Raw genomic sequence first — 26,811 nt, 5'->3', positions numbered from 1 at the left:
GAAGGCTATGGCGCAAGATTCTTGCCGCGTATTAATGAAATTGTGGTCATCGACTTCTTTGACGGCAATATCGACCGACCATTTGTGGTGGGGCGCATACATGAAGCACAGCGCAGTCCGACCAAGTTTGACAATAAAGGTCAATTACCCGAGACCAAAAAGCTGGCTGGAATAAAAAGCAAGGAAGTACAAGGTGAAGGCTTTGGACAACTGCGCTTTGATGATACGACTGGACAGATATCTACACAATTACAAAGTACCCATGGCGCCACTCAGCTCAACTTAGGAAACCTCAGTCATCCCAAAGAAACTGCAGAAAGTGAAGGTCGAGGCGAAGGTTTTGAACTAAGAACAGACCAATGGGGCGCAGTACGAGCAGGACAAGGGCTACTTGTCAGCACACACTCACAACAACAAGCGACTGCAATGCACCTCGATGCACAAGTTGCGAAAGAACAAATCGAAGCCAACTTAAACAGCAGTAAAGCATTAAGTGAAGTGGCGAAAAATCAGCAAACAGACCCACTTGAAGTCTTGGATAATTTAAAGCACTTCCTTGGTCAAATCGAAAAAGGCAGTCAAGAAAAAGCCGATGCTTTTAAACAAGCCCTCATGATTTTATCTGCGCCCAACTCAATTGCGATGACGAGCAATGAAGATATACATGTTTCAGCAGATAGGCAGATCAGCCAAAGTGCTGGGGATAGTATTAATATCAGTAGTCAAAAATCCTTAATTGCCCATGCACAAAGCAAGATCAGTCTATTTGCGGCACAAGAAGGATTACGTGCGTATGCAGGCAAAGGCAAAGTTGAAATCCAAGCCCAAGGAGATGGGGCTGACTTGATTGCTCGTAAAGGTATTCAAATTATTTCGACTGAAGATAGCGTGGAAATTAAAGCCAGTAAGAAAATAGTGCTGACTGCAGGTGGCAGTCAAATTGAGATTAGTAGTGCAGGGGTGCTGCCAACAACGGCTGGAAAGTTTGAGGTGAAGGCAGGTCAGCATACGTTTATTCCTGGAGCACAGGTCAATATGCAATTGCCATTTTTTCCGCAAAATGTGTGTTGGGAGTGTTTAGCACGAAGAATGAATCAACGCGGTGCATTTGTGAATAAAGGAGATGGTTTATAAATGTCATATTATATTCACGATGATATTAAAAGAATTTTTTCCACGCAAAGTGATCATGTTGCAGAAGGATTATCTATATATGCCCTTGCTGATGCGGCTCAGGATAAGTTCTTTTTAAGCAAATGGATGCATTTGCCCCAGCGTAATTTGCTTACAGAAGCTGCAGGTGAAAAAGCTGCACAAATATCGCCACATTTAATACAGTTAAATAGTGAAATGACCAGTTTGGAATGGATACACATTCAAAAAAGAGTGATATCTACACCTAAAATGACATTGATTGTATCGCCTCTAAATTTTGAGGAAATGTATGCACATTTAAGGCAATTTACCAATGTGAGATTCGATGGCGGTTTAGAAATGTTTTTGGCATTTTGGGACCCTATCATCTTAGCGACCTTGCTTGGACATCAAGCTGATGAGACTTTGTATATCCAAGAACAAGTATTAGATAAGGAACAAAAGCAGATTTTACTAGGGCCAATACACACGTGGTGGTATTGGGATCGGCTAGGTCAATTACAACAGATAACAGGATTAAACCTCCAATCTTTTCAGCAAAGTTATGATTCACAAAATCCATTGTGTTTCTCTGTGGATCAGGAAGAGAAAATGGTCGAAGCGACATTTCCTGATCATTTAATTTATTACTTAAAATTGAATAATTATTTTTTGGTTGAAAACTTTACCGCTTGGGATTTGTATCAATACGTGATTTCTGCACTTAAACAAGCAAGATGTTTTCACTTGCAAGGAACACGAGATATTTTAAATTTCATTTGTTTAAAATTAGGTTATCAGGAACATTTTGAAATGGATCTACAGCTGCAGACAGTCCTGTTAAGGGTTAAAGAAAAGCAAATCACGATGGATCAAGCCATGGAGATGCTAGAGGATTCCTCGCCAGCTTTGTAATGCGGAAAAATATATTTTTAGATTTAAAAATATGAACTGAATAAACAGTATAGATAATGAATAAGTTAATAAAATTGATGTTATTCCCTGTGTCTTTAACCTTAGGCTTAGCTGGGTGTATGGGTATAGGTCCGAATAAAATTTATGTGTTGACCACAACTTCATTTAACTATGCTCCAAATTATCAAGCTTATATGGTTATGATGAATGGAGAAGAAATGGGCGGAGGCTTTGGCGGAGCGACAAAGCGCTCAGGAGTGATACTTGGCCAACAGAATATTACTTGGGGTGAAGGGAATAGTGATAGAAAACATAAAGCGATTAATGTTGAAAATTTAAGCAAAAAAGATTTAAAGAATAAACGATATTTAGCGGTGCATTTATATCCTGATGAGAGCGTAGAAATTATCACGTCGAATGACTTGCCTGATCCAACGCAAAAAGGCTTAGAGTGGATGAAACACTTAAGAGAACAGAATAAGCAATTATTAAATAAAGAGTATAGAAAATGAGTAAATTAACCAAGTTGATATTATTGCCTGTGTCTTTAACCTTAGGCTTGGCTGGGTGTATGGGTATAGGTCCGAATAAAACTTATGTGCTGACTACAACTTCATTTAATTATGATCCAAGTTATAGAACTTATGAGGTGAGAGTGAATGGTGAGGAAGTGGGAGGAGCTTTTGGTGCTGGAACGAAGCGTTCGGCCGTGATACTTGGTCCACAAATTATCACTTGGGGAGAAGATAACAGCAAGCGTAAACATAAAGCGACCAATAGTGTTAACTTAGCTAAAGAAGACTTAAAAAATAAACGATATTTAGCGGTGCATTTATACCCAGATGATAGCGTAGAAATAACCACGTCGAATGATCTGCCTGACCCGACACAGAAGGGTTTAGATTGGCGGGATAAATTAAGAAAACAATCTAAGAATAAATAAATGAAAATTTAAATTCTGTAATTTTGACAATAATTTATTTCAATAAAGAAATTAACATTAGTACTGCCATGGTTGATATATGAGTATAGAAAATGAGTAAATTAACAAAAATGATGTTATTGCCTGTGTCTTTAACCTTAGGCTTAGCTGGGTGTATGGGAATAGGTCCGAATAAAACTTATGTGTTGACAACAACATCATTTAACTACGATCCGAGTTATAGGACTTATATGGTTAAGATGAATGGAGAGGAAATGGGCGGAGGCTTTGGTGGAGCAACCAAACGATCTGCCGTGATACTCGGCCCACAAATTATTACTTGGGGGGAAGATAACAGTACGCGTAAACATCAAGCCATCAATGTTGTGAATTTAACAAAAGATGATTTAAAGAATAAGCGGTATTTGTCTGTACATTTATATCCTGATGACAGTGTTGAAATAGTGACTTCTGAAAATGGACCTAGGCCAACATCAAAGGGGTTAAAATGGAGAGATACATTATGGGAAAAATAAGTCCCTAATGATGGGGAAAATATTGATTTATAATTAAGGATAATAAGTAGAATATATAATGCGTAAATTTAAAAAAATGATTTTACCAGTCTCTTTGATTTTTGGCTTGGCTGGGTGTATGGGTATAGGTCCAAATAAAACCTATGTGCTGACCACAACTTCATTCAACTATGATCCAAGCTATCGGCCTTATATGGTTAAAGTGAATGGATATGAGGTGGGTGGCGGATACGGCAGTGCAACAATGCGTTCTGCTGTGATACTCGGTCCACAAATCATCACTTGGGGTGAGGATAACAGTACGCGTAAACATCAAGCCATCAATATTGTACATCTAAGCAAAGAAGAGTTAAAAAATAAGAGTTATTTGGCGGTGCATTTATATCCTGATGATAGCGTAGAAATTACGACTTCAAATGACCTTCCGGATCCGACGAAAAAAGGTATAGATTGGGAAAATAAATTAAAATAATCATTGGGAGTTTCTTGTGTCTTTAACGATCTCAGAAAAAATTAAAAATAATAATCAAGATGTGTCTAATCAGCCACCTGTAAGTAAGCAAAGCTGTGAAGATATAGTAAATCTGTCGGTTTATTTTGATGGTACAGGTAATAATTTAAAAAATGATGAAACTGATAAAAAATGGGCAAATCCAGCTCGCTTGTGGCGTAACGCAGATACTTTTAGTCAGTCTGAAATAAAAATAAATAAACTTAGCAATGCTTTAAGTCATGCGATTTATATTTCAGGTGTTGGGACACCATTTAATGGTGAAATGGATCATTTAGAAGCATCTGTATGCTGGATGCAAGACAATGACTTAACGGGAGGAAGTACCGGTATTGGTGGAAGTAAAAGGCTACAGTATGGTAAAGATGAAGTAAATAAGCAGTTACAGAATATATTAGCTCAAAAAATTGAAAAGCTGGAAGCTGAACTGCAACAGGATGTGATGCAGCGAAAAAATGAAGTGAATACTAAAGTTATCAGCAATTTAAATCAGCATCGATTAATCAAAAAAATCAATCTTTCTGTATTTGGCTTTTCACGTGGCGCAGCTTTGGCGCGTGTATTTACCAATGAAATGATTTGGAAAGCTGAAGCAGAAAATTTAGAGCTGAAATATGAAATGGAAGGCTATGCCGAAAAAATACCGATGGAAGTCAAGTTTTTAGGCTTGTTTGATACGGTGGCTTCTTTTGGCCTGCCGGCAACAAATTTGCCGAATAAACTGACTTTCTCTGGGCGGGATATGGTGGTCGATCCTCGCGTAAAAAATTGTCTGCATTTGATTGCGGGCAATGAGCAGCGCTTTGCCTTTCCGGTAGATCTGGTTCGAAAGGATGGGGTATTGGCTAACCCTAAAAACTGGAAAGAAGTGGTTTACCCCGGCATGCACTCCGATGTCGGCGGCGGTTACGAGACAAACTCTCAGCATGTAAGTAATAATTTTGCCCGTATTACTTTAAGACATATGCTGGATACCGCTGAGCAAGCTGGTGTAAAGCTGTTTAATTATGAAAAAACAGCTGTGGAAGCAACAGAATTATTTAATCAGCAATTTAAAATTGAAGCAGAGACGCAAGCCTGTTGGGATGCCTTGCAAAAGGAGGCTGGAGCAAGCACAGGTAAAGTTGAAGATGATATGAAGCGCTATATGCAGATTTACTATAGCGCATATGGAACATTGCATAGACAAAAACAGGCATTGCATGCTGCTGGCAATTCAGATGCGAATATAGCTCAATCCGTTGCGCAGAAAAATCGTGCTGAAAGCAGACGCTGGTGGGGTCCTACTGATATGGCGACTGAAGTTGAACGGGTGAAAAAAGCCAGAGGGTATACCAGTGCAGACAGTAATCAAGTGACTGGATATAAACAGTTATATCGAGTGTTTTACCCCTTGCAAAAATTTTACGAATTTTATATTGGTCTTGATGACTGGGAACTTGAAAGCTTTGAAAAAGAAGCAAAGGAAAACACGATTAAATTTTATTCAAACTATGTTCATGATTCAAAATATGGCTTTATTTATAATGCTGAACCATTCAGTTACTTTAGACAGCGGACGGTGTATGAACCTAAGCGCAGCTGGAAAGGTAAGCGTGTAGATAAAAAATTAGGACCAGTTCATGAGCAAATTGCCCGTGAAAATGCGATGTCTGAAGCTGTGAATCAATCAGAAACTGTACCCGAGACAGCATTAAATTAACTTGCTTTAGATGTATGCTAAGTTTTTTATCAGCGCATCACCCTATTTTTATATGGAGATATTTCTTTTCTGTTTCCTGCAACGCTTAGTAGAAAGCGATATTTTAGATCGTATTATTTATTGAGTCATATCTTTCAGAAGGAATAGCCCTACTCATTTGCAGGTTTGGAGTACAAAAAAAGCGCATGATGACATGCGCTTTTTAATTTACAGCTAATTATTTTTCAACGAATGCACGTTCAATTACGTAGTCACCTAGAACGCCCATTTTTGGAGATTCTTTAAGGCCATGCTGGTCAAGAAGCGCAGCAACGTCGTCTAGGAATGCAGGTGAACCGCAAAGCATTGCACGGTCAGATTCAGGGTTGAAACGTGGCAGACCGATTTTTTCGAATAGCTGACCAGATTCAATTGCAGTTGTTACACGGCCTTGAGTGTGGAATTCTTCACGCGTTACTGTTGGGTAGTAAACCAATTTTTCTTTCGCGCCTAATTCACCAAAGAATTCGTGATTAGGAATTTCATTTTCAATTAAGTCTTGGTAAGCCAATTCTGAAATGAAACGCGTACCATGCACAACGATGATTTTTTCAAAACGTTCGTAAGTTTCAGGGTCACGAATCACAGAAAGGAATGGTGCAAGACCTGTACCTGAAGAAAGAAGGTATAAGTTTTTACCTGGGTTTAAGTCATCAAGTACTAAAGTACCTGTAGGCTTTTTAGAAACTAAAATTTCGTCGCCAACTTTAACTTGTTGCAAAATAGATGTTAAAGGACCATCTGGCACTTTAATAGAGAAGAATTCAAGTTCTTCTTCATAGTTTGCACTAGCAATAGAATAAGCACGCATTAAAGGCTTACCGTTTACTTCAAGGCCGATCATCACAAATTGACCGTTTTTAAAACGTAGTGCAGTGTCGCGAGTCGTTTTAAAAGAAAATAAAGTGTCATTCCAGTGGTGAACGTGAGTAATCTTTTCGACGTTGAAAGCAGCCATTAAAGGTCTCAATAAAATTATCAAATTAGAACAGCTTACTATTCTAATCTAAAATCATTCTCGATAAACTGAATATATTTAATTGAGCTTATCAGAAAAAGTGATTATGTCGGGTTTGATTTTGCCAATTATTGGTTATATGCGTTCTCCTTACCAAGAAAAGTTCGGAATACCGCGTCAGCCGAATTTGGTGCAGGTTGAGTCATATATAGAAATGACAGGTGAATATAATACCTTGCTGGCATTTGAAGGAATTGAAGCCTTTAGTCATTTATGGCTGATTTGGCAGTTTCATGACAATAAAAATCAGGATACTCAAAAGTTCCGTCCGCAAGTGCGTCCACCACGCCTAGGAGGCAACGAAAAAATAGGTGTCTTTGCTACGCGGAGTATGTATCGACCTGCGCCGATTGGTTTATCTGTAGTACAGCTAAAAAAAGTGGAAAAAGTTGGAAAATCTGTACGGGTTTATGTGCAGGGCAGTGATTTACTCAACGGCACACCCATTGTAGATATTAAACCTTATATACAGTATTCGGATGCAGTGGTCGATGCACAAAGTGGTTATGCACAAGACGAGCCTAGGCGTAAAGTGGTGTTATGGCAGCAAGTCGCAGAGCAGCAAAAAATCCACTTATTGCAGACCCAAAAAATTGATGTACGGCAATTGCAAGAACTTGAACAAGTATTGGCGCTTGATCCGAGGCCTGCCTATCAGGAAGATGCAATGCGTGTTTATAAAATGCGCTTTGCTGATGTTGATGTTGCATTTACCGTAAGCGTTGAAGCAGTACATATTTGTGAGCTTAATACAGTAACTGAATAGCGTGATTCCTTATAGGCAATACAGTAGCGTGATGAGCACAGCAATATGCAAAATTTGAATTGGTGCAAAGTAGGCAAAATAGCGATAACCGCCAGTGATAAATGCATTGATCGATTTAGCAATTGCATGTGCAATCATCCCAAGAACAAATGCATAAAATACGGTGCTATTGTCGGGCGTACCTTGTATTACAACAGTTGCCATCGCGGCATGAATTTCAAATAAAGATGCTAGTAAGGTTCCAAGAATTAAACCTGCATAGCCCAAACTCAAATTAAGCGCGTAAACACCTGCCTGAATCACCGTTAAGGTTAAGGCGATAATTGCAGCCTCTTTTAAGCTAAACATACGGCTATCTAAATCTTGATTGGGTGTTGTAAGAGGAGCATCTCTTAATAAGAGCCATGCACAGGATGCCAAAACAACTGTGGCGATGAGAGTAGCAATGACAATGCTTTTTAGCCACAGCATGCTCAGACCAGCCACAATAATCAGTAATTGCAATAGTGTAGCGACACAAGACATGAGTGCAGCACCTGCATTGTGTTTTGCATTGGCACGTCCAGCGCGAACTTCCATGCCTAAGCTTGCAACCGTGGCAGTGCTGGACACAAAACCCGAGGCAATAGCAGATAGCATCATGGCATTTTTAGAAGACAATAAACGTTTTGCAATATGTGCTAAGGATTGCACGACCAAGATCAGTGTAAGAAGTTTTAAAATAATATAAGGATTAAGTACGTCGCCCCAAAGTGGGGTATTGGGAGTAAGTGGAAGTGCGATTAGGATTAATGCCAATAAACACAGACCATCTCTAAATTCGGCTTCAGTAATCCATTTTCCTGCAAAGCTGTGCATGGAGTGTTTGGCTCTTAAAATGATGGTTAACCCCACTGACAAACCTGCAGCCAAAGGCATATTCCATAAACATAGTGCCCCAATAAAATAGGTCATCATAAAAGCCAGTTCTGTGGTAATGCCTGGGTCATCCGTTTGGTTTTTAATTGAAAATACTACCATTGCGCCCACAATGGCCGCGCCCATTAATCCAATATACTGACCAAATAAAAAACAGAGTGCGCCAAGTAAGGCACAAATGGCAAAGGAGCGAAGTCCTGCAAAGCTGTGCTGATTTTCACGTTGTTTACTACGTTCACGTTCTAAGCCAATGAGTAAGCCACAACCTAGTGCAGATGCAAATATAGAAAGCAATGTAGCAAATGAGCCTGGAAATTGTGTGGCAAATGAATAATCCAAAAGGTCACCAATACTGTCGTTATTATCTAGATGTGCTTGAAATATAGGCGAAGTTTTGAATGTCTTTCAAGCGTTGTATTGCTCAAAATAAGAAATATCCTTATTTATTTTAAGATTTTGCTTTAGGCAGATTAATAAGGCAGGACCATTAAATACTTTTAGGTGTTAATTGATGGTTTATTGATATAAAAAGCAAGGTGAAACTTGTTATAGTAAAAGTCTGTTTGGGGACTGAAAATAATGATACATAATTTTGAAATTGACACGGTTTGGTGTTTAGAGCAATTAGAAAAAGATGGCCGAATTACCGAGCGAGATCGATTATTAATTCAAACGACACATCGTCAACGTGAACAACTGAAATGGCATCCATTACAGTGGATTTCAAATTTTAATTTGCCTGATCAAAGTCACCCGCAGTCAGTTTTAACGCTGAATCGCTTATGTCAGTGGTTGGCAGAAAAAAGCCAGTTACCTTTTTATATTATTGATCCATTAAAAGCGGATGTGGCGGCATTAACCAGTGTGATGTCACAAGAATTTGCATTTCGAAATCGTATTTTGGCTGTTGAGTTACAAAATGATGTGGTGCTGATTGCTACAGATCAACCGTATAAAATGGAGTGGATGGCCAATTTAGAACGTACGGTACTACCGCGTAAAATTCAGCGCGTATTGTTAAATCCTGAGCAATTACAGCGTTATTTGGTCGAATATTATCAGGTCAGCCGTGCGGTGAATAATTCGCAAAAAACCTCGGCTTATGATCGTGATAATAAAGGCGTGGAAGCTTTACTCCAGCTAGGGGATACGCAAAACCCAGATGCCAATGATCAGCACATTGTGAAGTTAGTTGATTGGGTACTGCAATTTGCCTTTGAGCAAGGAGCAAGTGATATACATCTTGAGCCGCGCAAAGAAGCAGGTAAGGTGCGTTTTCGTATCGATGGAGTATTACACACCATTTATAATATGCCAGCCAATACACTGACCGCAGTCATTTCACGTATTAAAATTTTAGGTCGAATGAATGTGGCCGAGAAGCGTAAACCGCAAGATGGCCGTTTAAAAACCCGTACACCAAAAGGCCAAGAAACGGAATTACGTTTATCAACCTTGCCAACTGCATTTGGTGAAAAACTAGTGATGCGTATTTTTGACCCTGAAGTGTTGGTACGAAGTTTTCAGCAGTTGGGTTTTGAAGGGCGTTTACAAAATGCGTGGAATGAACTGACCAGCCATAGTCATGGCATTATCTTGGTGACTGGTCCAACAGGTTCGGGTAAAACTACTACGCTGTATTCATCTCTTAAACAATTGGCTACAGATGAAGTGAACGTTTGTACTATTGAAGACCCGATTGAAATGTTAGAGCCTAGCTTTAACCAAATGCAGGTCAATACAGGCATTGATTTGGGTTTTGCTGATGGTATACGAGCTTTAATGCGTCAAGACCCTGACATTATTATGGTGGGGGAGATTCGTGATCACGACACAGCCAACATGGCCATCCAAGCGGCATTAACAGGTCATTTGGTATTGTCTACGCTACATACCAATGATGCGCCGTCGAGTTTAACCCGTTTACATGATTTAGGTGTGCAACCCTTTTTGACGGCAGCAACCATATTGGGTGTTTTGGCACAGCGCTTAGTGCGGAAACTATGCCCGCATTGTAAGCAAGAAACTTTTATTGATCATCAAGAGTGGAAGCATCTTACATTCGATTACAACATTGATATGCCAGATTTTGTGTGTAAGGCTGTTGGGTGTGATGAATGTCGCAATACAGGCTATAAGGGGCGAGTAGGTATTTATGAGTTTATGCCACTGAGTTTGGAAACCAAGCAACTGATTGGCGCCAATGCAGATTTAACCAAACTTCGTTATCAAGCTCGTAAAGAAGGCATTGAACCGTTAAGAATTGCAGGTGCGCGTAAAGTAATGGCTGGTGTAACCACCTTAGAGGAAGTGCTACGTGTTGTGCCTTTAAACTGAGCACTAGGCATTTGCATATATGTCTGATGGTCTAAAATGTTTCTTGTTTTAATGGGGTGTGATTTATTTAGTGTGTCCAATTTCATACGCAAGATGTTTTGATCCTAAGATTCACCTCATCTTACTTTGTTTAAATGCAGTTATCGAATCAAGCATTGAATATTTAAACAGAGGAAATGAGCATGAACACATTAACTAAATCATTGATTGCAACCGTTTTTGCAGGTGTAGCTGTGTATGCAGTTGCAAACCCAACAGCACCACAAGCTAAGGTAAATGCGCCAGCCATCAATCAACAAGCTATTGCTACACCAGCATTGGTGACTGTAAAGCAAGCTTTGACTTTAAAAGATGATACTGATGTTCAGTTAAAAGGCTATGTTGTGAAAGCCTTAGGTGATGAAAAATATCAATTCCGTGATAGCACTGGCAGTATTACTGTCGATATCGATGATAAGTTGTGGCAAGGCAAAGCGATTTCTGCCAAAACACCTGTTGTGATTATGGGTGAAGTGGATGTTGATTTACTACCGACCAAGCATGTAGAAATTGATGTTGATCACATCAAATTTTAACAGCAAGTAAATTACCCAACAGAAAACCGTATGCGTGCATACGGTTTTTTTATTATGCTGACAGAATAAAAAACAGATAGATTTTGATTGCCCACCACCAATGTAAGGAATATCAACATGCGTATATTACTGGCTGAAGATGACGCTTCCCAAGCACAGAGCATTAAAGCATGGTTAGAAATGGATGGTTATAGCTTAGATTGGGTGGCACGTGGGGATCATGCAATTTTGGCTTTACAACAACATCAATATGATTGTGTGTTGTTAGATCGAGGCTTGCCTCAAGCAACAGGCGATGAAGTTATTGTGGCATTACGTAAAACGCAGCCGCAAACGCCAGTCATCTTTATTACAGCCAAAGACAGCATACAAGACCGTGTCATTGGATTAGATTTAGGTGCAAATGACTATTTGATTAAGCCTTTTAGTTTGGATGAACTTTCTGCACGCATACGTGCACAACTTCGTTTAAAGCAAGCCGAACAGACTCAAGCCAATATCATCAGCTTTGACAGCCTAAAGTTGGATGTGCAGGCGAAAACTTTATATAGGGCTGCAGAACGCATAGATTTAACCGCCAAAGAGTTTCAGATTTTATATAAATTGATGCAACGACCTGAGCATACCGTGAGCCGAGATAGGCTTGAGGAGTCCTTATATGCATGGGGCGATGAAGTCGAAAGTAATGCAATTGAAGTGTATATCTACCAATTAAGAAAAAAAATTGGCAGTGAATATATCAAGACGATCCGTGGTTTAGGTTATCGCATGAATAGGGCTACATCATGAGTCAAGCTAAGATTTCACTCCAGCAAAAGCTGATTAAGACCTCCTTATGGAGTTCGATTTTGGCAGGTGCAATTGCACTGTGTTTGCTATTTGCATTGTCGGCCTATCAGACGATGGATACGCAAGATGCCATTATGGATGAAATAGCCGATTTTCTGGTCGCTCAGACGCAACCCACACAGTCGAGCCAAACTATAGGTGAACTCAGTAAGGAATTTGATATTTCCTATGTGGTTCAACATCAGCAACGGATATTGGCACAATCTAAACTTGAAGATCAGCATGATGTGAGCGCTTTTGTATCGGAACGTATAGCTGATGATTACGGCTTTTATTGGCAAGACAGGCAACTGTGGCGTAGTTATAAGCGAATAGACTCAGAATCAAAGCGTGAAGTACTCATGCTTCAACCGATGCAAGAACGGGTTGAACTGTTGTTACAGAGTGTGTTGGGCTATGCTGCGGTTCTACTTTTGTTGTGGGGGCTACAGTGGGTGCTGTTAAAAGTATTAATGAAGCGGGATTTTGCAGTTATTCGGCAGTTTTCAGAACAAATCTCCTTAAAAAATCCGAAAGAATTGAGTCCGATTGATGCCAGTCAGCCTGCAATCATCGAGCTAGAGCCCATACGCTTGCAATTAAATTCCTTAATGCAAAGATTAGGGCGTGCCTTAGAAGCAGAACATCGTTTTACTGCAGATGCCTCGCATGAGTTACGCTCACCATTGTCTGCTATTCAAATGCGTTTGCAAGTACTACGCCGTAAATATCAAGATCATCCACAATTGGCAACAGAAATGCTGGCCATACAGCAAGATGTCAGCCGTGGAACTCAGGTCTTAGAAAATTTACTCTTATTGGCACGTTTAGATCCGTCAAAGGAGGAAGATCTTCCCAAAACTCAGGTTGATGTACAAGCAATCACAGAACGTTTATTGAGTGACTACCAAGAGTCTTTGCAACAGCACCATTTGATTCTTCATAGTAATTTAGAGCCTGTGACCATTGAAGCGAACGCAGAGTTATTGCAAATATGTTTGCGTAACTTAATCGACAATGCGGTGAATTACACTCCAGATCAAGGCACCATACAGATTCGCTTGCAACAACAAGGTCGTCAGCTTTATTGGCAAATTGATAACTCAGGTGAAGGCTTAGACGAAACCGTGATACAGCACTTTGGAGAACGCTTTTATCGCGTATTGGGAAGCCAAGTACAAGGCAGTGGTTTAGGGCTTTCGATATGTAAAAAAATTGTTGAATTACATCAAGGCCAAATAAAATTTTCAGCTTCTGAATTGGGTGGGCTCAAAGTTCTCTTATCTATATAAAGCGGGTTGAGTGAGTAGACTGATGCAGACTGTGGGGACTAAATAACTTCATTGTCGGTGTGATCAATAGATACATTACGTTCGTGTGGAAAATTGTTTTAATCTGGATGTAAAAAAACAGTATGCGCTGACTCATACTGCTTGTTTCCACGTTTATTATTATTAGAAATTGAAAATTATTTAGTTAAAATAAGACGGTTATTGCGTGTTAAACGTAAACGGTATTCTTCGCCTGCATGCATAATGCGAATTTCACGGCCCAATGCAAATAAGTTATTAGAATGTAGCATTGGTAGTGCATGATGAGTTTCGTTAGAATGAGTAAATAAGCTAAAAGGTGCGTTCATTATTATGTGCTCCGTGGTGGGTAGTGAACGAATTAAATGATAATCATTATCGAATAGACCTGTCAACGGTAAATGATAATAATTTAAAAAAATTATAAAGCTGTTTACACTTAAACATATTTCGTCAGATTTTGAGATGTTGCTTTATGGCTAAACCAAATTTGCACATAGCAATTGCTATTTTATTACATCAAGACCAAGTGCTGGTTGGCTGGAGAGATGCACAGCAACATCAGGGCAATAAAAATGAATTTCCAGGTGGTAAGGTGGAAGAGGGTGAAAGCCCTGTAGAGGCATGTAGCCGAGAAGTGCTTGAGGAAGTTGGAATTAATTTAAGTGAATGGCATCATTTTGATTTTATACGCCATGAATACGACGATGTAATTGTGAATTTGCATATATTCCATGGGGTAGTTCCGAGCAGTATGCTGGAATCGATTCGTGAACCATGGCAGTGGTATCGCCGTGATGAACTACTCAACTTAAACTTTCCCAAAGCCAATAAAGCCATGTTAAAGCGTTTGTATTGGCAACAGATTATTAAAATTTCAGATCAATTGAGTCAATTGGCGCAAGTGGATGACACAAAGCTGATGTATTGGCGCACGGATGCCACACAGCAACAGCAAATTGAGTTATCAGAAATTAAGTTGGAAGATTTGTCACGATTGATTGTGAATATTGAACTTTGGAAAAAGTTAAATAGCGTGCAACAGCAAAGTATGGGGGCGGTTCATTTAAAACAGCAACAATGTCTGCAACTCAACAAAGGTGATTTACAGCAAGGCGTACGTTATATTGCTGCCTGTCATGATTTGGCTTCTATCTTGCATGCTAGCCGTATAGGTTGTGATGCTGTATTACTCAGCCCTGTAAAGCATACTGAGACACACAGCGAAACTCAGCCACTTGGGTGGCAGGCTTTTGCAAGCATTGCACAGCAGGTGGATATTCCAGTCTTTGCATTGGGTGGGATGCATATTTCGGATTTGATGGAGGCGAAGCAACATCATGCTTATGGTATTGCTGGAATACGCTTCGTCTAAGGAAGTTTTTTAAGGGTTTTGAAAAGGGCTGTTATAGCCCTTTTAGCGCGTTGAGTGCTTTGTTCACGGTTGCGGTATTGTTTTGTTTTTGCCCAGACTTAAGAATCACTTGCCATAACTGTTTTTTCATAGCATCGGTTTGTGCATAACTTAAACCCCGCTGTGCCAAAGCTTGTGCATTGACCGCTTGGTTTTTACGGTTAGCAATAAGGGCTAAGTATAAAAAGCTTTCAGCAGATTGAGGGGCTAAGCGCTGTGCTTGATTGGCTAAATTCTCTGCTTGATTCAGTTCGCCTTTTGCGTATGCAGTTTGCGTTTGTTGCATCAATTTTTGAAAAGCAGGTAGGTTTCGACCATCATCAAACTTTTGGCTAGGTGCTTTTTGCTCAGGAATAATAATCTGCTTACGTTTAATTTCAGGCACATCATAAGGATGAATGACAACACCATCCGCAGCTTGAATTGGTTTATTGATTGGTGCTTTGTTTGAAACTTCTGTTTTTTGCTCAGGCGTTGGTACGCTTTGACAGCCAACCAACGCCATAAGGCAGACAACTAAACTGAGTTTGCTTACATCACAATGTAATTGCAATTTATTCAATATGACACACCTTAATTTGCATAGTTCCCGCTTGAAATCATTCGGGGTTGATTCGATGAATCAGCATCTGTATCCGATTCGCTTTCATGGATATAACCACCATCTGAATAATTATCATCTTGCGGTACTGAAGGCTGTGTAGAATCGATATTAATTGTGTTTTGTTCTGATTCATATTGTGAAGTAGCACATGCTGATGCACGTGTTGGTATTGAATTACGATTCAAAGGAATATAGACCGCGTTATTACAGCCTGAAGCAGACAAATCACCTGAACCACTATCAATCCATTGCCATGTCACTGCATCAGGTTGACGCAAATTTACCGGTTTTTGACGTAATTGTTTCATCACATTGGTCCAAACTGGCAGTGCACCTGAAGAACCAGTAAGACCTGTCGCTTTGTTATTGTCTAAACCTAACCATACTACGGTTGCATAATTTCCAGAGTAACCAGCAAACCATGAGTCACGTGTATCATTGGTGGTGCCTGATTTACCTGCTAAGCCTAAAGATGACGGTAATGTTGCATAAGCAGAGCGACCAGTACCAGCACGCATAACTTGCTGTAAGCCGTAGTTCAGAATGTATGCATCGGATGGATCAATTGTTGGTTGTACAGATAAACTATAACGATCAAGCAAATGACCATTTGCATCCACCACAGAGCGAATGGCTTTAACAGGGTATTTGAAACCACCTGTTGCAAAGTTGCCATAAATACTCATCACTTCCAGTGGTGACATATCAACAGCACCCAAATATATCGATGGATAGTTTGGAATAGTTGAAGTGACGCCAAATTTTTTCAAGTGATTGATAAATGTCGACATACCAAACTCTTGACCTAAACGCACGGCAGATAAGTTGTATGAATTGGCAAGTGCCGTCATCATTGGCACAACACCATGTTCACCACCGCTATAGTTTTTAGGTGTCCAAGTTTTTCCTTCACTTTGAATGTTAATTTGTGAGTCTTCAATTGGGCTGGCCCAGTTATAACGATTAGACTCGATTGCGCTGAGGTAAATGACAGGTTTGAGTAAAGAACCGACCTGACGTTTAGCATCCAGTGCACGGTTAAAGCCTGTAAATTCTTGAGTAGAACCAACAGCGGCAACCAGTTCGCCATTTTCTGGATGCGTCACCAGTACTGCACCTTGTAAATCTTTTAAACGTGCAGGATTACTTTTGGTTAAATTGGCAACTGAGATTTTAAAACTGTCTTGAATTCGTGTTTGAGCAATCGGATCTAAAGTTGTAAAAATACGTAAGCCTTGATTGGTCAAGTCGCCTTCTTGGTATTCCGTACGTAATTGACGACGGACAATATCTAAGAAATCAGGGAAGCGGGCAGGGCCCAAAGTTGGTTTTGCCAATACATTTAATGGACGTGCAATTTCAGTTTCATACTGCTCTTGGCTTAGCGTACCCATAACTAACATATTGTTTAAGACAATATCACGACGCTTTTTAGCCCCTTCAGGGTTACGCCACGGATTAAATAAAGTTGGACCTTGTACCAAACCAACCAAATAAGCTTGCTGTGCAATATTCAACTCACGTAGAGGCAAACCAAAGTAGAACTGTGATGCCAAGCCATAGCCGTTGATGGAGTAGTTTCCATTTTGGCCTAAGTTCACTTCATTTAAATAAGCTTCTAAAATTTCATTTTTGTCATAGTGTAATTCAATCAACAGCGCCATAAGTGCTTCGTTGACTTTACGTTTTAAGGTTTTTTCAGGGCTTAAATAGAAATTTTTAACCAACTGTTGTGTCAGGGTAGATCCACCTTGACGTTTACCACCAGTCAAATTACTCACTAAGGCACGTGCAGTACCACGTACAGAAATACCGTGGTGTTTATAGAAATTACGGTCTTCTGTGGCAATCAGTGCATTAATTAAAGGCTGTGGTACATTTTTTAATTTAATCAGTACACGGTCTTCATTGTGCTGTGGGTAAATACCACCAATCAGCATTGGCTCTAAGCGAGCAATACCTGTTGACGATGGTTTAGTTGCGCTTACATCGGCAATGGCATTTTCATTAAAGGCAATTTTAAGTACTTGCTCAGGCTCGACGCTATCACCAAAGTCAAAGCCACGCGTGTGTACATACATTTCATTTCCAGAAACAACGTAACTTCCGGTTTTGGCATAACTTTCAGTGTTTTTATAGCCCAACATTTTAAGTTCTTGGCTTAAGTCTTCTTGGTTTACAGGGGCATTTGTATAGATTTCTAAAGGGCGAGCAAATACTTTCGCAGGAATATCCCAGCGTTGGCCTTCAAATTTTGTACGTACAATGTTATCAATACGAATAAGATAGACACTCATTGCGACAAACATGCCAATGATAAGTACACAAAAAATGAAAGCAATTATGCCTATGCCACGTTCAGACTTCATAAACTATGATAAGACCCTGATAAATTGTGCTAATCATGCGAAGCTTTTTGTTAATTTGCAATATTTAAACTGTATAAGAATGCAAAATATACGGTGAAATCCGTTGTAATGAATGGCTTTAAAGTTTTTTTTAAAACAAATGTGTTAATGCTATGATAGGCATGAAGCGTAGTGGAGCAAAGGCGCAGGTGCAAATTTCACACAAATCATTTAGAAATATTGGACTAATAGGACGTCCAGATAAAGTTTCTGTAGTGGATACTTTATGTCTCATTCATGACCATCTTTTAAGTCTAGGTCTGCATCCTGTATTTGATAATGCAACTGCAGCCTTGGTGCCATATACCAATACGCAGACGGTCAGTAAGGCGCTATTAGGCGAAGTTGTTGATCTGGTGATTGTCGTTGGTGGCGATGGTTCACTCCTGCATGCTGCACGTTCACTGGTCAAGCACAATACACCTGTTATTGGGGTAAACCGTGGTCGGTTGGGCTTTTTAACCGATATCAAACCAACAGAAGTATTATTTAAGCTTGATCAAGTGTTAAAAGGTGAGTTTCAGCTGGATCGTCGTTTCTTATTAGAAATGGAAATCCGCTCAAAAGGTGAAACAATCTACGATGCCATAGCACTCAATGATGTAGTGCTACATTCAGGTCGTTCTGTACACATGATCGATTTTGAGCTGAATATCGATGGGCAGTATGTGTATCGTCAACACAGTGATGGCTTAATCGTTTCAACGCCGACAGGCTCAACAGCGTATGCTTTGTCTGGCGGTGGCCCAATTGTACATCCAAGTATGGATGCGATTGCCTTAGTCCCTATGCACCCACATACTTTGTCATCACGTCCGATTGTGGTGGGCGGGCACAGTGAAATTAAAATTTTGATTCGTGAAAACCGTGTATTGCCTATGGTGAGCGCAGATGGTCAAAATAGTGTTTCATTAAATGTGGGGGACAGTTTACATATCCGTAAACATCCATTTAAACTTAATCTACTCCATCCACCAGGCTATGACTTTTATATGGCATGCCGGACTAAACTTGGTTGGAACCAAGATTTTGACTCATTAAAACAGGATTAGATGATGAATATTGAACAAATGCTGGCCGTACTCGATCCTGAAATTGTTAGTCGTTTAAAAACGGCAATTGAAATTGGTAAATGGCCTAATGGCGTGGCGTTGACAAAAGAACAACGTCAAACCTGTATGCAAGCAGTTTATGCGTGGGAAGCTAAAAACTTACCTGAAGATGAACGTAGTGGTTATATTGACCGTGGCACGAAAGAAGAAGATGAGCATTGTGACTCTCATGATCATGCTGAAGAAGAATTTAAGCCAATTAAATTTATTTAAAGTAATACGGTCTTTTTGATCAATAAAAAAGGATGCTTAGCATCCTTTTTTTTATGGCGTTATTCACCGCAATATTTAACGTGCCTGCCAAAGTTTACGAGCATGTTGCATTGCAGTTGGGTAGTCTGCACAAACGCCCATGGTATATAAAGCAATGCCCATGGTTTCAATCACGGCAACTTCGCCGTACTCATGTGTGCGTTGGCCTTCCCAAACAGCTTTAAATACCGCAAGGTCGAGTTCTTCTTCGATAGGACTACGGTTGTCTGTGAGCTTTGCTAACTCATGTTCATATAGCTCGCCATTTTGGATGCCACAAATTAAAGTTTTAGCATCTGGATTGCGTTCAAACTCGCCACCTTCTCCTTTAATAACGGCACTATTTTGATAACCTAAGCGGTAGGCAGACTGTTGGTGTGAACTGCGATATGCAGGATGGAAAATCGCTTGCAAGGTGGCTTTGGCATTAAAAGGATTAATTAAACGCGCAAGTGTATGAATTGGTGAGCGTAAGCCCATCACATTACGCAGTGCAATTAAGTCACTTAGAATTGGTGAAATAGCATGTAAAGGTAAATAGGCAAAATTACTTTGCTTCAGTGCAGTTTCAACTTCAGTATCTGTTTGGCAGATTGGATAGCCTAAATATTCGAGAACTTGCTCTGAATAAACACGGTTAAGCGTGTGGCCAGAAGCCCCATGCATGACAATTTTATAGCCGTTTTTCGCAAGTGTTAGTGCTGCCAATAAAAACCAAGGATAATGTTTACGCTTGCCTGCATAAGATGACCAATCTAAATCTACAGCTAGAGGTTTAAAATTAAGCTGATCACGTGTTGCTTGTACAAAGCCTGCAAGTTCATCCACAGATTCTTCTTTAACACGTAACAACATGAGAAATGCACCCAATTGCACGTCCAAGACTTCATCTTTTAAAATCATGCTAAAAGCTTGATAGGCTTCATCATAGCTTAATGAGCGTGCGCCATTTTTGCCTTTACCAATAATACGTACAAACTGTGCAAAGGGATGTTCAAAATCTTGATAAATATTTCGTTTGGTATTCATAAATATATTTTCAGGCTATGCATGACATTTGATCCTAGTTTACGTGTATGCATGCGAGATTTCAGCTTGATTTTGGCGCTAAAACTAGCACTTATGAGACTATAGTCTAAGAGGTTGTGTTTGTTATTTAACCTAAATTAACAATTATGGGAAAACAAAAAACTAAAAAACAGGTAAAATTTAAACCAATTCGAGTGTATTACTCATCTCCTGATCCATTCTGATTTTTTATCAGGTCCTGAAGTAATTATTAAAATTACGTATACACATTTTTCTGTATTTAGCATGCTAAATACATAGGTATTCTTTTGTCTGGGCAAAAGGGTTTCAACTGTTTATTTGTGTTAAATAAACAAAAACTGAATATTTCTTATCATGAGAAATATGTAGTGAAGTATTATCATGACCAAAAAACCAATTTATAAATCACTTTATTTTCAAGTGATTGTTGCTATTTTTTTAGGTGTTTTGGTGGGGCATTTCTCACCAAGTTCAACTGAAATTGTAAATGGTGTTAAGCAAAGCGTACCTGGTTTGGGTGAGCAATTAAAACCATTGGGTGATGCTTTCATTAAGCTCATTAAAATGATTATTGCGCCAGTTATTTTCTGTACCGTCGTGAGTGGTATTGCGGGCATGGAAAGCATGAAATCTGTAGGTAAAACAGGTGGTATTGCGCTGTTATATTTTGAAATTGTTTCTACATTTGCATTAGTAATTGGTTTACTTGTAATTAACATTGCTAAACCTGGTGTAGGCATGAATATCGACCCAGCAACTTTAGATACTTCAGGTATTTCAAAGTATGTTGAGTCGGGTGCTTCGCAGTCCACAGTTGATTTCTTAATGCATATTATTCCTAACACAGTTGTTGGAGCATTTGCAGAAGGGGAGATTCTACAAGTATTACTATTTGCTTTACTCTTCGGTTTTGCACTGCATAAACTTGGCGATGCAGGTAAACCTGTATTGAAGTTTATCGATCAACTCTCACATGTTTTCTTTAATATTGTAAACATGGTGATGAAGCTTGCACCGATTGGTGCATTTGGTGCAATGGCATTTACGATTGGTAAATATGGTATTGGTTCGTTAGCGCAATTGGCGCAATTAATCATTTGTTTCTATGTGACCTGTTTGCTGTTTATTTTTATTGTACTGGGCGCAATTGCACGCTTCTGTGGTTTCAGTATTTTGAAAATGATTCGTATGATTCGAGAGGAACTACTCATTGTGCTGGGTACATCTTCTTCAGAATCTGTACTGCCACGTATGCTGAAAAAGCTCGAAATTGCAGGTTGTGAAAAGTCAGTTGTAGGTTTGGTTATTCCAACAGGTTATTCATTTAACTTGGATGGTACGTCTATTTACTTAACTATGGCAGCAATCTTTATTGCCCAAGCAACCAATACCCATTTGGATTTGGCACATGAAATTACATTACTTGCAGTATTGTTGATTTCATCTAAAGGTGCGGCTGGGGTTACAGGTTCTGGCTTTATTGTTATGGCTGCAACTTTATCAGCAGTTGGCCATATTCCTGTGGCTGGTTTAGCATTGATTTTAGGTATTGACCGTTTCATGTCTGAAGCACGTGCATTAACTAACTTGGTTGGTAACTCATTAGCAACAATTGTGGTTGCAAAATGGGTAGGTCAATTGGATGTTGAAAGCCTCAATTATTATTTGGCAAATCCAGAAGAAGTTGACCGCAAAATGCTTGAAGAGCAAGACCAAGCACATGCTTAATTCGGCAGAAGTTTAAAGTTGGGTTTAGAAAAGGAAGCTTTGGCTTCCTTTTTTATTGTTTATTGGGTGATATAGAACTTCTTGCAAGACATCATGTCATGGCATTCAGCCAAGTCATTTTTGTTGTGTTCAGCTGTGGGCCATTGGAAAAATATACATTTTGAACGCAAAAGTTTTCCTTCATGACGTGCCTCTAAAACTCCTCTAGGATGGGAGTATTCAAAAACAACAATCTGAAAAGGAACTGTTCAATGCTTGCTTATGATGCAGATTTAGAATTATTTAGAGATAACTTTCGTCGTTTTATGCAAGAGCAGATTGCACCGCATTATGAGCAATGGGAACGCGAAGGCATTATGCCACGCTCTGTATGGAATGCTTTAGGTGATAACGGTTTCCTGTGCGTAGATGTGCCGGAAGAATATGGTGGTTATGGTGTTCCAACACATTATTCATTAATGCTGGTCGAAGAGTCTGCACGTGCAGGTTTTAGCGCACTATCTACAGGTATTTCGTGTCACTCTGAAATTGCGGCACCGTATATTTTACATATTGGTTCAGAAGAACAAAAACAATACTGGTTACCTAAAATGGTAACAGGTGAAGTTGTGGGCGCGATTGGTATGACAGAGCCGGGTGCAGGTTCTGATTTACAGTCAATGCGTAGTAGCGCCATTTTACAAGGTGATCATTATCTATTAAATGGTTCTAAAACCTTTATTTCTAATGGTCAGCATGCAGATTTAGTGGTGTTGGCAGCTAAGACTGATCCGCAAGCGCGTGCTAAAGGCGTGTCTTTGCTGTTGGTGGATACACACTTGGACGGTTTTAAGAAAGGCACAAACCTCGACAAAATTGGTCTGCACTCACAAGATACCTCAGAGCTGTTTTATGACAATGTAAAAGTGCCAAAAGAGCAATTATTGGGTCAAGCGGGTCATGGCTTTGCTTATCTTATGCAAGAGCTTCCACGTGAACGTACTGCAATTGCAGCGACTGCTGTAGGTGCAATCCGTGGTTCGATTGAAGTAACAGTAAAATACGTGCAAGAACGTCAAGCTTTTGGTCAGGCGGTGGGGCAGTTCCAAAATACTCGCTTTGTATTGGCACAAGCCAGAATTGATGAATTGGCAACCATTGCATTTTATGAGCGTAATGTTGAGCTCTACATGGAAAATAAACTGGATGTAGAAACTGCAGCTGCCTTAAAGAGCTTTTCAACGGATATGCAGATGAAAATCGCGGACAATTTACTACAATTGTTTGGTGGCTATGGCTATATGACTGAATATCCAATTTCACGTTTCTTCGTTGATGCGCGCATCCAGCGCATTTATGGCGGAACCAACGAAATTATGAAAGAAATTGTAGTTCGTAGTATGTTGGGCCGTTAAGCTTAGATGGTTATATATTGAGTTTTAGTCATAAAAAAGAACCTTCGGGTTCTTTTTTATTGGCTCAAGGCAATCAAACTTTCACGAATAAAATAAGGTAAATCGGTAGATGATGGTGAAGAAATATAGAGGTTATTATCATTTACTACACTGACATCATAATAGACTGCACCTGCATCTATTAAAGACGATGCATTTGGTTTGTTAATTGTCATTAAGTGACCTGCCACAACCCGTGCTTGAATTAACAGTTGTGGAGCATTTGAAATACTCATAATTAATTTATGCGAATTGGCAAAATGTTGAATAAATTCGAGATAGCGCAGATCTTGAGAGAGGAGGTCATGTGAATGGCCACCGGGAATTAATAATGCATCAAAATTGTTTAAGTCAACTTCTGCAATGCTTTGATCAATTGTAACGGCGCTGGTGCAATGTTGACCATGAATGATTTTACCAGCTTGTGCTTCAATATTTAAAATCGAATGTCGAGCAGCACGAAAGGCTTCTACGGTTTCGTCGTAATGTGTGTCTTCAAAATTATGGGTCACCAGTACAGCAATATTTTTTGGCATGGTCGGAGACTCAAGAAATCTTTTAAAAAATATTACACCGTGTCTGCATTTATAAAGTGCGATATTTGTCATAATAAAGTATGAAAAGGTAACCAAGCCTCGGTACTCTAATCGTGTTTTTTTAAGACCTAGCACTCGGGCATTAGTTTGTGTGAAAGGTATTTCTTTTATGAAATTTTAATTGGAATAACTGAACTATTTTTTATGAATAAAGTGGTTGAGTTGGCTTTTTAGCTTAGATGTTGAATCATGAAAATTCCTGTAGTTTTCATAACTTAATAACAGGGTTGTATATATACAAAACAAGATTGAATGACACAAGAAGATGATAATTTAAGCAAAGCATAAAGGCAGAAATCATGTGGATAGTTTAAACAACTGTCTGTTTTTAAGGCTGAATCAATGAAAGTCGTATTGCGCAACATTTGAAAGCTAACTATTGTTATACTTGTTTGCAAACCATGTTTTTGAAGGGCGATATAACAATGATCAACGACGATCAAAACACGAAGGCTTCTCTTGACCTAGCTCAAATCCGCGAAGATATTGATTCAGTGGATATGCAAATTCAGCAATTGATTAACCGTCGAGCTAAATTGGCAGAGGCAGTAGCAAAAGCAAAATTTGCTTCAGCTTCAGAAGAAGATCCTCTGTTTTACCGTCCTGAGCGTGAAGCGCAAGTTTTACGTAAAGTTATGGATCGCAATGAAGGCCCATTGTCTGATGTCACCATGGCTCGTTTGTTCCGTGAAATCATGTCGGCATGCTTGGCTTTAGAAGCACCACAAAGTATTGCTTTTTTAGGCCCTGTGGGTACATATACTCATTCGGCAGTTTTAAAGCATTTCGGTCAGGATGCTGTCATTCGCCCTTTACCGACTATTGATGAAGTATTCCGTGAAGTTGAAGCGGGCAGTGCGCATTATGGTTTAGTGCCTGTTGAAAACTCATCTGAAGGTGTAGTCAATCACACACTAGATTGTTTCAAGACATCACATCTGAACGTAATTGGTGAGGTTGAATTGCCAATTCATCACCAGTTCTTAATTTCTGAAAATACACGTAAAGATAGCATCAAACAAATTTATGCTCATCAACAAACTTTGGCGCAGTGCCGTGGTTGGTTAGATGCGCATTATCCTGGTGTTGAACGTGTTGCATTAAGCTCAAATGCAGAAGCTGCGCGCCGTATTCGTAATGAATGGCATTCGGCAGCCATTGCATCTGAGGTTGCCTCAAGTATTTATGGCTTAGAAATTTTACATAGCAATATTGAAGATAACCCAGAAAACACGACACGTTTCTTGGTTATTGGTCGCGAGAAAGTGCCACAGTCAGGTAATGATAAAACGTCATTACTGGTCTCTGCACATGACCGCGCTGGGGCATTGTTAGAAATTTTAGCACCATTTGCTAAACACAATATTAGCTTAACAAGTATTGAAACGCGTCCAGCATTGCCAGAAAAATGGGCCTATGTGTTCTTTATTGATCTTGAAGGTCATGTTGAGCAAGACAATGTGAAAGCGGCCATTGAAGAAATTCGACCTTTAGTTAAAGAAGTTCGCGTGTTGGGTTCATATCCAATTGCGGTGCTCTAAGTTCACAACTGTGATGTGTGTGTTTGCATGCACATCACCTTTATTACTTGAAATAATCGGAAGTGTAAAATGACGTTTGTCCCAGCCAATGAAGGCATTGAAAAATTAAAGCCTTATCAACCAGGTAAACCAATCAGTGAGCTTGAGCGTGAGTTGGGGATTACTGATATTGTTAAATTGGCTTCTAATGAAAATCCATTGGGTTGCTCTGCAAAAGTAAAAGAAGCGGTAGCTGCTGAATTAGCTGAAATTGGCCGTTATCCAGATGGTGGTGGTTTTATTTTAAAAGACCAAATTCAGGCACAATTTGGCGTGGCACATGACCGTATTACATTAGGCAATGGTTCAAACGATCTACTCGAGATTTTTGCACGCAGTTTTGTATCTGAAAAGGATTCAGTTGTGTACAGTCAGCATGCATTTGCTGTCTATGGCTTGGTGACTCAAGCAATTAATGCACAAGCCATTGAAGTGCCTGCAAAAGGTTTTTCACATGACTTAGATGCAATGGCTGCTGCGGTTCAAGCCAATACCAAATTAATTTTTATTGCAAATCCGAACAACCCAACAGGGACTTGGTTTGAAGAAGCAGAATTTGATGCATTTATGCAAAAAATTCCAAGCAATGTGATTGTGGTATTGGATGAAGCTTATGTGGAATATTTCCCAGAAAACTTTAACAGCTTGAAGTTCTTAGATCAGTATTCAAACCTAATTGTTAGCCGCACGATGTCAAAGTGCTATGGCTTAGCTGCACTTCGTGTAGGTTTTGCTTTAGCTTCTGTTGAAGTGACCGACTACCTTAATCGTATTCGTCAGCCGTTTAACGTGAACCACCTTGCAATGGTGGCGGCAGTTGCTGCGCTCAAAGATGAAGCTTTTATTGAGCAATCACGTGTCGTGAACAAGGCGGGTATGGCGCAGTTAGAAGCTGGCGTAACGGCATTAGGGTTAAGTTTTGAACCTTCGCGTGCGAACTTCTTATTAATCAATGTAAATGCAGATCCTGCACAAACATTCGCAGCTTTACTTAAAGAAGGTGTGATTGTGCGTCATGTTGGAATTGCAAATCATCTTCGTGTATCAATTGGTACTGAAGTAGAAAATGAAAAATTCTTAGCTACTTTGGCTAAGGTGCTGGGTTTAGAGGCAAAAGCGTAAA

Annotated in this window: 26 protein-coding genes; 19 read left to right on the top strand and 7 right to left on the bottom strand. The window is 39.6% G+C overall.

The genetic code is table 11. The annotated features are described in order from the left end of the window. From HYG93_RS16820 to HYG93_RS16790, 7 genes are all read left to right on the top strand, one after another. The coding region (locus HYG93_RS16820; protein ID WP_178962705.1) for a type VI secretion system Vgr family protein at positions 1 to 1,134 on the top strand (1,134 nt) is incomplete at its 5' end. After that, positions 1,135 to 2,049: a DUF4123 domain-containing protein gene (locus HYG93_RS16815; RefSeq protein ID WP_106986455.1), complete on the top strand. Its 915-nt coding sequence runs from the start codon at positions 1,135 to 1,137 to the stop codon at positions 2,047 to 2,049. Between the two features lie 56 nt (positions 2,050 to 2,105). Beyond that, a complete protein-coding gene (locus HYG93_RS16810) occupies positions 2,106 to 2,561 on the top strand; it encodes a hypothetical protein (protein WP_120366098.1) in 456 nt (151 codons plus the stop codon). Beyond that, positions 2,558 to 2,992, top strand: coding sequence for a hypothetical protein (locus HYG93_RS16805; protein WP_106986457.1), 435 nt, complete (start codon positions 2,558 to 2,560; stop codon positions 2,990 to 2,992). The genes HYG93_RS16810 and HYG93_RS16805 overlap by 4 nt, the downstream gene beginning before the upstream one ends. A 92-nt stretch (positions 2,993 to 3,084) precedes the next feature. Then, the gene (locus HYG93_RS16800) at positions 3,085 to 3,507 is read left to right on the top strand and encodes a hypothetical protein (RefSeq protein ID WP_106986458.1); all 423 of its coding nucleotides are present in this window, start codon (positions 3,085 to 3,087) and stop codon (positions 3,505 to 3,507) included. A 58-nt stretch (positions 3,508 to 3,565) separates the two neighbouring features. Continuing rightward, positions 3,566 to 3,979: a hypothetical protein gene (locus tag HYG93_RS16795; RefSeq protein WP_106986459.1), complete on the top strand. Its 414-nt coding sequence runs from the start codon at positions 3,566 to 3,568 to the stop codon at positions 3,977 to 3,979. A gap of 16 nt (positions 3,980 to 3,995) precedes the next feature. Beyond that, complete coding sequence (locus HYG93_RS16790; RefSeq protein ID WP_106986460.1) at positions 3,996 to 5,720, top strand: DUF2235 domain-containing protein; 1,725 nt, start codon at positions 3,996 to 3,998, stop codon at positions 5,718 to 5,720. A gap of 217 nt (positions 5,721 to 5,937) precedes the next feature. Here the strand turns inward: HYG93_RS16790 and HYG93_RS16785 are convergent, their stop codons facing one another. Beyond that, positions 5,938 to 6,717 (bottom strand): ferredoxin--NADP reductase, encoded by a 780-nt coding sequence (locus HYG93_RS16785; protein WP_106986461.1) that lies wholly within the window; start codon positions 6,715 to 6,717, stop codon positions 5,938 to 5,940. 106 nt (positions 6,718 to 6,823) lie between these two features. Here HYG93_RS16785 and tsaA point away from each other — a divergent pair, with 106 nt between their 5' ends. Further along, on the top strand, positions 6,824 to 7,543 hold the full coding sequence (tsaA, locus tag HYG93_RS16780; protein WP_106986462.1) for a tRNA (N6-threonylcarbamoyladenosine(37)-N6)-methyltransferase TrmO: 720 nt from the start codon (positions 6,824 to 6,826) through the stop codon (positions 7,541 to 7,543). 9 nt (positions 7,544 to 7,552) lie between these two features. On the opposite strand, the gene HYG93_RS16775 is transcribed toward tsaA, so the two are convergent. After that, on the bottom strand, positions 7,553 to 8,800 hold the full coding sequence (locus tag HYG93_RS16775) for an MgtC/SapB family protein (protein ID WP_106986463.1): 1,248 nt from the start codon (positions 8,798 to 8,800) through the stop codon (positions 7,553 to 7,555). A 240-nt stretch (positions 8,801 to 9,040) separates the two neighbouring features. Between HYG93_RS16775 and HYG93_RS16770 the strand changes: the two genes are divergently transcribed. The 4 genes from HYG93_RS16770 (at position 9,041) to HYG93_RS16755 (ending at position 13,493) form a co-directional block, all read left to right on the top strand. Next, positions 9,041 to 10,798 carry a GspE/PulE family protein gene (locus tag HYG93_RS16770; RefSeq protein ID WP_106986464.1) on the top strand — a complete coding sequence of 586 codons (1,758 nt, stop codon included), beginning with the start codon at positions 9,041 to 9,043 and terminating at the stop codon, positions 10,796 to 10,798. A 182-nt stretch (positions 10,799 to 10,980) separates the two neighbouring features. Further along, a complete protein-coding gene (locus tag HYG93_RS16765) occupies positions 10,981 to 11,373 on the top strand; it encodes a NirD/YgiW/YdeI family stress tolerance protein (protein WP_106986465.1) in 393 nt (130 codons plus the stop codon). 117 nt (positions 11,374 to 11,490) lie between these two features. Continuing rightward, positions 11,491 to 12,162, top strand: a complete 672-nt coding sequence (locus HYG93_RS16760) for a response regulator transcription factor (protein ID WP_106986466.1) — start codon at positions 11,491 to 11,493, stop codon at positions 12,160 to 12,162. Beyond that, positions 12,159 to 13,493, top strand: a complete 1,335-nt coding sequence (locus HYG93_RS16755) for a sensor histidine kinase KdpD (protein ID WP_106986467.1) — start codon at positions 12,159 to 12,161, stop codon at positions 13,491 to 13,493. The genes HYG93_RS16760 and HYG93_RS16755 overlap by 4 nt, the downstream gene beginning before the upstream one ends. 176 nt (positions 13,494 to 13,669) lie before the next feature. Here HYG93_RS16755 and hemP read toward each other — a convergent pair whose 3' ends face one another. Further along, entirely contained in the window at positions 13,670 to 13,840 is a 171-nt protein-coding gene (hemP, locus tag HYG93_RS16750) for a hemin uptake protein HemP (RefSeq protein ID WP_106986468.1), read from the bottom strand. Positions 13,841 to 13,986: 146 nt separating this feature from the next. Between hemP and HYG93_RS16745 the strand changes: the two genes are divergently transcribed. Beyond that, the gene (locus HYG93_RS16745) at positions 13,987 to 14,886 is read left to right on the top strand and encodes an NUDIX domain-containing protein (RefSeq protein ID WP_106986469.1); all 900 of its coding nucleotides are present in this window, start codon (positions 13,987 to 13,989) and stop codon (positions 14,884 to 14,886) included. 31 nt (positions 14,887 to 14,917) lie between these two features. Here the strand turns inward: HYG93_RS16745 and HYG93_RS16740 are convergent, their stop codons facing one another. Both HYG93_RS16740 and mrcB read right to left on the bottom strand, forming a co-directional pair. Beyond that, positions 14,918 to 15,430: a hypothetical protein gene (locus tag HYG93_RS16740; RefSeq protein WP_106986470.1), complete on the bottom strand. Its 513-nt coding sequence runs from the start codon at positions 15,428 to 15,430 to the stop codon at positions 14,918 to 14,920. 68 nt (positions 15,431 to 15,498) lie between these two features. Continuing rightward, positions 15,499 to 17,898 carry a penicillin-binding protein 1B gene (gene mrcB / locus HYG93_RS16735; RefSeq protein WP_106986471.1) on the bottom strand — a complete coding sequence of 800 codons (2,400 nt, stop codon included), beginning with the start codon at positions 17,896 to 17,898 and terminating at the stop codon, positions 15,499 to 15,501. A 152-nt stretch (positions 17,899 to 18,050) separates the two neighbouring features. Here mrcB and HYG93_RS16730 point away from each other — a divergent pair, with 152 nt between their 5' ends. Beyond that, entirely contained in the window at positions 18,051 to 18,989 is a 939-nt protein-coding gene (locus tag HYG93_RS16730) for an NAD(+) kinase (protein ID WP_106986472.1), read from the top strand. A gap of 3 nt (positions 18,990 to 18,992) precedes the next feature. Further along, the gene (locus tag HYG93_RS16725; RefSeq protein ID WP_106986485.1) at positions 18,993 to 19,262 is read left to right on the top strand and encodes a YeaC family protein; all 270 of its coding nucleotides are present in this window, start codon (positions 18,993 to 18,995) and stop codon (positions 19,260 to 19,262) included. A 75-nt stretch (positions 19,263 to 19,337) separates the two neighbouring features. Here HYG93_RS16725 and HYG93_RS16720 read toward each other — a convergent pair whose 3' ends face one another. Continuing rightward, positions 19,338 to 20,330, bottom strand: a complete 993-nt coding sequence (locus HYG93_RS16720) for a glycosyl transferase family protein (RefSeq protein ID WP_178962704.1) — start codon at positions 20,328 to 20,330, stop codon at positions 19,338 to 19,340. Between the two features lie 402 nt (positions 20,331 to 20,732). Between HYG93_RS16720 and HYG93_RS16715 the strand changes: the two genes are divergently transcribed. Both HYG93_RS16715 and HYG93_RS16710 read left to right on the top strand, forming a co-directional pair. After that, positions 20,733 to 22,079 carry a dicarboxylate/amino acid:cation symporter gene (locus tag HYG93_RS16715; RefSeq protein WP_106986474.1) on the top strand — a complete coding sequence of 449 codons (1,347 nt, stop codon included), beginning with the start codon at positions 20,733 to 20,735 and terminating at the stop codon, positions 22,077 to 22,079. Positions 22,080 to 22,330: 251 nt separating this feature from the next. Continuing rightward, positions 22,331 to 23,473: an acyl-CoA dehydrogenase family protein gene (locus HYG93_RS16710; protein ID WP_178962703.1), complete on the top strand. Its 1,143-nt coding sequence runs from the start codon at positions 22,331 to 22,333 to the stop codon at positions 23,471 to 23,473. Between the two features lie 56 nt (positions 23,474 to 23,529). Here HYG93_RS16710 and HYG93_RS16705 read toward each other — a convergent pair whose 3' ends face one another. After that, a complete protein-coding gene (locus HYG93_RS16705) occupies positions 23,530 to 24,048 on the bottom strand; it encodes a DJ-1/PfpI family protein (RefSeq protein WP_106986476.1) in 519 nt (172 codons plus the stop codon). A 485-nt stretch (positions 24,049 to 24,533) separates the two neighbouring features. On the opposite strand from HYG93_RS16705, the gene pheA reads away from it, so the two are divergent. Then, positions 24,534 to 25,649, top strand: a complete 1,116-nt coding sequence (gene pheA, locus HYG93_RS16700; protein ID WP_178962702.1) for a prephenate dehydratase — start codon at positions 24,534 to 24,536, stop codon at positions 25,647 to 25,649. 69 nt (positions 25,650 to 25,718) lie between these two features. Beyond that, positions 25,719 to 26,810: a histidinol-phosphate transaminase gene (hisC, locus tag HYG93_RS16695; protein ID WP_178962701.1), complete on the top strand. Its 1,092-nt coding sequence runs from the start codon at positions 25,719 to 25,721 to the stop codon at positions 26,808 to 26,810. The last annotated feature ends 1 nt before the right edge of the window (position 26,811 follow it).

The organism is Acinetobacter sp. SwsAc6 (assembly GCF_013391565.1).
GTDB lineage: Bacteria > Pseudomonadota > Gammaproteobacteria > Pseudomonadales > Moraxellaceae > Acinetobacter > Acinetobacter cumulans.
The sequence above is the reverse complement of the archived record's forward strand: the minus strand, read 5'-3'. Positions and strand labels throughout refer to the sequence as shown.

Excerpts from the sequence above, each read along its gene's own strand:
- HYG93_RS16815 (WP_106986455.1), top strand. The coding sequence starts at position 1,135 with ATGTCATATTATATTCACGATGATATTAAAAGAATTTTTTCCACGCAA.
- HYG93_RS16810 (WP_120366098.1), top strand. The coding sequence starts at position 2,106 with ATGAATAAGTTAATAAAATTGATGTTATTCCCTGTGTCTTTAACCTTA.
- HYG93_RS16805 (WP_106986457.1), top strand. The coding sequence starts at position 2,558 with ATGAGTAAATTAACCAAGTTGATATTATTGCCTGTGTCTTTAACCTTA.
- HYG93_RS16800 (WP_106986458.1), top strand. The coding sequence starts at position 3,085 with ATGAGTAAATTAACAAAAATGATGTTATTGCCTGTGTCTTTAACCTTA.
- HYG93_RS16795 (WP_106986459.1), top strand. The coding sequence starts at position 3,566 with ATGCGTAAATTTAAAAAAATGATTTTACCAGTCTCTTTGATTTTTGGC.
- HYG93_RS16785 (WP_106986461.1), bottom strand. The coding sequence starts at position 6,717 with ATGGCTGCTTTCAACGTCGAAAAGATTACTCACGTTCACCACTGGAAT.
- tsaA (WP_106986462.1), top strand. The coding sequence starts at position 6,824 with ATGTCGGGTTTGATTTTGCCAATTATTGGTTATATGCGTTCTCCTTAC.
- HYG93_RS16770 (WP_106986464.1), top strand. The coding sequence starts at position 9,041 with ATGATACATAATTTTGAAATTGACACGGTTTGGTGTTTAGAGCAATTA.
- HYG93_RS16765 (WP_106986465.1), top strand. The coding sequence starts at position 10,981 with ATGAACACATTAACTAAATCATTGATTGCAACCGTTTTTGCAGGTGTA.
- HYG93_RS16760 (WP_106986466.1), top strand. The coding sequence starts at position 11,491 with ATGCGTATATTACTGGCTGAAGATGACGCTTCCCAAGCACAGAGCATT.
- HYG93_RS16755 (WP_106986467.1), top strand. The coding sequence starts at position 12,159 with ATGAGTCAAGCTAAGATTTCACTCCAGCAAAAGCTGATTAAGACCTCC.
- hemP (WP_106986468.1), bottom strand. The coding sequence starts at position 13,840 with ATGAACGCACCTTTTAGCTTATTTACTCATTCTAACGAAACTCATCAT.
- HYG93_RS16745 (WP_106986469.1), top strand. The coding sequence starts at position 13,987 with ATGGCTAAACCAAATTTGCACATAGCAATTGCTATTTTATTACATCAA.
- HYG93_RS16740 (WP_106986470.1), bottom strand. The coding sequence starts at position 15,430 with ATGGCGTTGGTTGGCTGTCAAAGCGTACCAACGCCTGAGCAAAAAACA.
- mrcB (WP_106986471.1), bottom strand. The coding sequence starts at position 17,898 with ATGAAGTCTGAACGTGGCATAGGCATAATTGCTTTCATTTTTTGTGTA.
- HYG93_RS16730 (WP_106986472.1), top strand. The coding sequence starts at position 18,051 with ATGATAGGCATGAAGCGTAGTGGAGCAAAGGCGCAGGTGCAAATTTCA.
- HYG93_RS16725 (WP_106986485.1), top strand. The coding sequence starts at position 18,993 with ATGAATATTGAACAAATGCTGGCCGTACTCGATCCTGAAATTGTTAGT.
- HYG93_RS16720 (WP_178962704.1), bottom strand. The coding sequence starts at position 20,330 with ATGAATACCAAACGAAATATTTATCAAGATTTTGAACATCCCTTTGCA.
- HYG93_RS16715 (WP_106986474.1), top strand. The coding sequence starts at position 20,733 with ATGACCAAAAAACCAATTTATAAATCACTTTATTTTCAAGTGATTGTT.
- HYG93_RS16710 (WP_178962703.1), top strand. The coding sequence starts at position 22,331 with ATGCTTGCTTATGATGCAGATTTAGAATTATTTAGAGATAACTTTCGT.
- HYG93_RS16705 (WP_106986476.1), bottom strand. The coding sequence starts at position 24,048 with ATGCCAAAAAATATTGCTGTACTGGTGACCCATAATTTTGAAGACACA.
- pheA (WP_178962702.1), top strand. The coding sequence starts at position 24,534 with ATGATCAACGACGATCAAAACACGAAGGCTTCTCTTGACCTAGCTCAA.
- hisC (WP_178962701.1), top strand. The coding sequence starts at position 25,719 with ATGACGTTTGTCCCAGCCAATGAAGGCATTGAAAAATTAAAGCCTTAT.